Source organism: Veillonella caviae (assembly GCF_003992125.1).
Taxonomy (GTDB): Bacteria; Bacillota; Negativicutes; order Veillonellales; family Veillonellaceae; genus Veillonella; species Veillonella caviae.
Genome location: NZ_RQUY01000038.1, coordinates 1 through 4,860, shown reverse-complemented (window position 1 = coordinate 4,860; position 4,860 = coordinate 1). Strand labels below are relative to the sequence as shown.

Sequence of the window (4,860 nt, the reverse complement as noted above, 5' to 3'; positions counted from 1 at the left end):
GCACTTTAATCATACTTTCATATGACTAAAACGCGTCTTTGTTTTCTTAGAGGCTATTTTGTTACAGCCCCTTTTTGCGGCTTATAGGACAAAAAGTGTTGCTCGGAGGGGCAATGAAACTAGTTAATTGCTAGCTTCATTGCCTTTTTAAGTTGTTTTAAATAAAGAGTGAAACTATATAATATCCGGGGCCTATTTTGTTCACCTTTAAAGGTTTATGTATAGTTTATAACTTGATTTAAAGAAGATAATGAATATAAAATAAAGAAAAAGGATTACGATATAAGCATAGATTTGATCAAATAGATGGTGGTACAATGGAAAACAAATTTGTTGTTACGACTAATTGGATAGGGAAATTATTAGGTTATTCCTATGAATTAGTATTAGATGATAATCTAATTACTATAGTGAAAAATAAAAGCGCTGATAGACTTATTGATTATTCTTTAATTCTTGAACCTCCGAAATTAGAAGAATATTTATGGGGAAACAAAGTCTCTATTATTATTGATGGTCAGATTATTACTTTTCCTTTTCTGAATAAATCTCTCTCTGTGACATTTTATAGTAGATTAAAAGATATTTGTCAGAATAACAATGAGTGCTATATTAGAAAACTTTCAAATCGGTATTATGAATTAACTGAAAATGAATTTCTTAGAGATTCCAATATTGATGAAGTTAAGTCTTTGATTAATGAGACAAAAATATTCAGAGATAAATATAAGGACACAATATTATCAGCTATCAATGAAGACACAGTTGAACAAATTAATTTTATTACTAATCAATATCCTTTAACAAATGCTAAAATAGCCGATATAAGAAAATCTTATGAAGATTTACAGTTAGAAAAAAGGGCAAATTTTTTTGATACAGTTGAGAAAAACCCTTTAACTGAAAATCAAAGATTATCGGTAATTCGTAATAATGATATTAATTTAGTCTTGGCTGCTGCAGGAACAGGTAAAACATCTGTAATGGTAGCAAAGATATTAGATTTGATGGACTCAAATCGAGTAGCTGCTAGTGAGATTTTGGCTATAGCTTACAATAAGTCGGCAGCAGTGGGAGTTAAGACTAGGCTAAAAGACAGAATGGTTTCTGCTGGATTACATCTTAAAGGGGAACCCCGTATATCAACTTTTCATGCATTAGGGTTAAATATTATTAAAGATTGCGGACGAGATGTAAGTGTATCCCGAATGGCTACAGATGATAAGGTTTTAATTCAATGGTTTAAAAGCTGGTTAAAAGAATATTTGTTAGAAAATCAAGAGAACTTACATAATTTTATTAAATTACTATATCAACCCATAGATTCTTTTACATTTAAAAGTAAACAAGAATATGATTCTTATGTTAGAGACAATGAATATAGAACAATTAACGGTGAACTTGTAAAAGGGTATCAAGAATTATTAATTGCTAATTGGCTAACTATGCATAAAATACCTTATAAGTATGAAGCTAAATATACACCCAAAAGACGAATAGAAATTGGTTTTGATTATAGCCCTGATTTTGATTTAGGAAATGGAATTTATTTAGAACATTTCGGTATTAGCCGAAATGGTAATACTCGTGCTGATATTGATTCTGATGAATATAATGAAAATATAAAAAGAAAACGGGATCTACATAAAGAATACGGTACAATTTTATTAGAGACATATCATTATGAATGGACAGAAAATAGGCTCGAAAAGAAACTTGAAAGACTAATGCATGAAGTGGGTCTCGAAATAAAGGAAATGACAGGAGACGAGCTGCTTACTTGTCTCAATAATTCAGGATTATTTGATGATGCAGGTAATCGATATGTTAAATGTTTGCAAGCAATACGAGTTGAAAGATTAAGTGAATCTGAAGTATTAGAACGATTAAATTCTGCAAAAATTATATATGCAAAAGAATATACAAAGTTTTTAATGGCTATTCATGATGCTTATGTTAAAAAATTACATAATGAAAATGAAATAGATTTTGATGATATGATTATTATTGCTACAGATTTAGTTGAGAGTGGAGAATATAAGCCTAGATGGAAGCATATTCTCGTTGATGAATTTCAAGATATTTCTATGGCTCGTCTACAATTGTTACTGGCTATTTATGAGCATGGTCCTAAACCAATATGGACTGTTGTAGGAGATGATTGGCAATCGATTTATCGATTTAATGGTGGTAAGTTAGAAATAACAACACAATTTAATAAGAGAATAGGTAGTCATACGTTAAGTATTTTAGATAAAACTTATAGATATAATAATAGTATTGCTGATACGGCAGGAACTTTTATTATGGAGAATCCTGAACAATATGAGAAAGCAATAATAACAAATGAACAAGTGAATGAATCTTGTATTTTTATATATGATACATATGTGACAGATGGACAAAAAATATTGGATACGATAAATTCATCTGAACATAATAAAGAAAAATATGTATTAAAGAAGAAAAATGAAGATAAAGATCGTATTGAAATCACAGGGTCTAGTTTACGTGCATATAAAATTATCAAAAAAATAAAGGAAAAAAATCCGAATGCTAAAATAGCTATTTTATCTCGGTATAATTATATTCTTAAGAATGCTAAGTATATTATTAAGGATAAATCAGTTAAATTTTGGACTTTTCATGCATCTAAAGGGTTGGAAGCCGATTATTGTATTTTATTAGGCTTTTTTAGAGGAAAGGTTGGATTCCCAAATGAGAACCATGATGATGCAGTTTTAGAGGCTTTATTGCCTACGTTAGATGGTTATCCTCATTCGGAAGAACGACGATTGTTTTATGTAGCATTAACAAGGGCAAAAAAAGAAAGTCATATCGTAGTAAATTCAGATGAGCCATCTGTGTTTATAGAAGAGTTACTTACATCAAAATATCACATTAATATTGAGTCTGAACGATTAAATAAAAAAATAAGAACTATTTATAAATGTAATCAATGTAGCAATGGATATTATGTTCTTAATGAGGGCAAATATGGTAAATTTTATAAATGCACATCTGGTATAAGTTGTCCATCTAGACCTCGTGTATGTGAAAAGTGCGGTGCTCCATCTATTGACTATAAAACAAAAAGTATTTGCCAAAATCCAGCATGTGGGTATTCTATAGAAATTTGTGAGAGATGTGGTCGCCCGATGGAACTAAAAGAGGGAAAATATGGAAAATTCTGGGGATGCTCTGGATATGGGATACCTTATGACAGTTGTACAAATACACGTCCAATACAAAAGAAGTAGAGAATTAAATTTATATTCAAAAGCTCGTAAAAGTGGTTTTAAATATAAATTTCTAAGACGTTGTTTCGTTGACAATAGACATTAGTTCTTTTACACTAGATATAATTATATCCTATTGTGAGAATAGAAAGGTTTATTATGAGTACACCATCTGTGCAAGAGACTCCGCAAGGGCGGATTGATTTTAAAGATTTTACAAGGCGGCGCATGCTCCATGTAATTCTACCGTTGTTTATTGTGTCTATTATTGCCTTCTTGGATCGAGTGAATATTGCTTATGCAGGGATGACGATGAAAGAAGATTTAGCGTGGCTTTCACCAGAGGTGTTTGGCATGGGTGCAGGTATTTTCTTTGTCGGCTATGTTTTATTTGAGGTGCCTGCATCATTATTGGCAGCGAAGTTCAATGCTATGAAATGGGTGGCTCGCATTATGTTCAGCTGGGGCCTCGTCTGTGTATTGATGACGTCTATGTCGACGGTGTTTGAGTTTTATTTGTATCGCTTTCTACTAGGTCTTTGTGAAGCGTCTTTATATCCTGTTATTTACTCCTTATTGATTCCGAATTGGTTCTTGCCGAGGGAACGGGCACAGGCCATCTCATTGATGCTCACCTCTTTATTATTTTCCAATATTATCGGTGCACCATTAGCTGGTGTATTACTAGAACAACAATTATTCGGCCTTCACGGTTGGCAAACATTATTCATTGTTGAGGCTATACCAGCTATTGCATTTGCTTTTATATTCGCATTCTGGATGAAAGAAAAACCGGAAGAAGCATCTTGGGTAACAGCAGCTGAAAAGGCGTATATTAAAGCAGAACTTGAAAAGGAAGAGGCAGAAAAGCAGTCTGTTAAAAAGTATACTACATGGCAGGCATTAAAAGATCCGAAGGTTTTATTATTATCATTGATTTACTTCCTTTGGGTTATCGGTTTTTGGGGTTTTAGTTTCTGGATGCCGCAGGTGTTGAAAAGCCTATCTGGATGGTCTCCTAGTTTAGTAGGATGGGCTATTGTTATTCCTATGACCGCAGCGTTACTAATTCAAGTATTCTGTGGGTATTCCTCTACTAAACGAAATGAGAAGCGTTGGCATGTGGCTATAACATTGTTTATCGGTGCCATCGGTCTCGCTGCTACACCACATAGTCCAACACCAGAAATTAGTTTGTTGTTCATTTGTTTATCTGCTGTAGGCGTATACGGCGGTATGGGTGTATGGTGGACTATGCCTACTACATTCCTATCCGGCGCTGCAGCAGCAGGGGCCATGGGGCTTATCAATTCCTCCGGTAACATGGGCGGTTGGGTAGGTCCATACATGCTAGGCTTCATTAATCAACACATGGGTACATTTCATGTAGGCTATTATGTAATGGGGGCCTGTATGTTCCTAGCTGGTTTGCTAGTATTAACATTGCCTAAATCTATGGAACAAAAATAGAATATTTTTTCTTATCCATTGTTAAGAAGTAGAATTTTCATATAAGAATAGATATAACAAAAAGAAGCTAGAACTAGGCTTATAGGACAAAAAGTGTGTGTAAAAACCCTTGTAATACTAGTAAATATCTAGTGTTATAAGGGTTTAATCT

General features: G+C 33.1%; 2 protein-coding genes. Both read left to right on the top strand.

Going from position 1 to position 4,860, the window contains the following annotated elements; all coding sequences use genetic code 11:
- Positions 1-317 precede the first annotated feature (317 nt).
- The gene (locus EO120_RS08980; RefSeq protein WP_127135132.1) at positions 318-3,260 is read left to right on the top strand and encodes a UvrD-helicase domain-containing protein; all 2,943 of its coding nucleotides are present in this window, start codon (positions 318-320) and stop codon (positions 3,258-3,260) included.
- A gap of 138 nt (positions 3,261-3,398) precedes the next feature.
- Complete coding sequence (locus EO120_RS08975; protein ID WP_127135131.1) at positions 3,399-4,709, top strand: MFS transporter; 1,311 nt, start codon at positions 3,399-3,401, stop codon at positions 4,707-4,709.
- Positions 4,710-4,860: the final 151 nt, after the last annotated feature.

What these genes read in the sequence shown, in the direction of transcription:
- EO120_RS08980 (WP_127135132.1), top strand. Translation starts at nt 318, where the DNA reads ATGGAAAACAAATTTGTTGTTACGACTAATTGGATAGGGAAATTATTA.
- EO120_RS08975 (WP_127135131.1), top strand. Translation starts at nt 3,399, where the DNA reads ATGAGTACACCATCTGTGCAAGAGACTCCGCAAGGGCGGATTGATTTT.